Here is an 879-nt window from a genome sequence, read left to right as displayed (position 1 = left end):
CCCTCGATCCAGCGTTCCCGCCGCCGCGCGGTCTCGTACAGCCGGGCGTTGCCGATCGCTATCCCCGCCTGCGAGGCCAGGACGCGCAGCAGCGCGACGTCCTCCTCGGTGAACGGGCCCCCGCCGCGCTTCTCCGTGAGGTACAGGTTCCCGAAGACCTCGGTGTGGACCCGGATCGGTACGCCGAGGAAGCCCTGCATCGGGGGGTGGCCCGGTGGGAAGCCCACCGAGCGGGGGTCCTGTGACAGGTCGTCCAGGAGCAGTGGTCGCGGGTCGGCGATCAGGGCTCCGAGCAGGCCGGCGCGGCCGTCGGGCAGCCGGCCGATCGCGGCCCGCTCGGCCTCGGTCAGGCCGACGGTGAACAGCCTGGTCAGCCGGACGCGCTCGGGGTCGACGACCCCGAGCGCCCCGTACCGGGCCGCGCACAGTTCGGCGGCGGATTCCACGATGTGCTGGAGGGTGGAGTGCAGTTCCAGTTCCGAGCCGACGCTGAGGACCGCTTCCAGCAGGACCGGGAGGCCGGCCGCCTCCGCGGCGGGAGCCGTTTCCTCCGTCATCCGGCCAACGGGTTGAGAATCATGGGTGCGATCTTTCCCTCCAGCATCGCGCCGAGGCCGAGCACGGCGCACACGTCCGGCCGTTCCGCGATGGCGACGGGCATTCCGGTGGCGTCGCGCAGCATCTGGTCCAGGCCCGGCAGCAGGGCGCTGCCGCCCACCATCATGATCCCCCGGTCCGTCAGGTCGGCGACCAGGTCGGGAGGGCAGTCGCGGAGCACCTTGCCGATGCCGTCGATGACGGCGGTCAGCGGGGTGTGGATGGCGTCCCGGACCGCGGCGGTGTCCACCTGGACGGACCGGGCGAGTCCGGTGGCCACGT

Annotated in this window: 2 protein-coding genes; both read right to left on the bottom strand. The window is 72.7% G+C overall.

Annotated features, from left to right (window positions below):
• Window positions 1-557: GAF domain-containing protein (locus NOD94_RS41155; RefSeq protein ID WP_281211359.1), on the bottom strand; the 557-nt coding region annotated here is incomplete at its 3' end.
• On the bottom strand, window positions 554-879 hold a 326-nt coding region (locus tag NOD94_RS41150; protein WP_281211358.1), incomplete at its 5' end, for a rod shape-determining protein. The genes NOD94_RS41150 and NOD94_RS41155, both read right to left, overlap by 4 nt.

The organism is Streptomyces sp. Isolate_45 (assembly GCF_024721315.2).
Classification (GTDB): Bacteria; Actinomycetota; Actinomycetes; order Streptomycetales; family Streptomycetaceae; genus Streptomyces.
The sequence above is the reverse complement of the archived record's forward strand: the minus strand, read 5'-3'. Positions and strand labels throughout refer to the sequence as shown.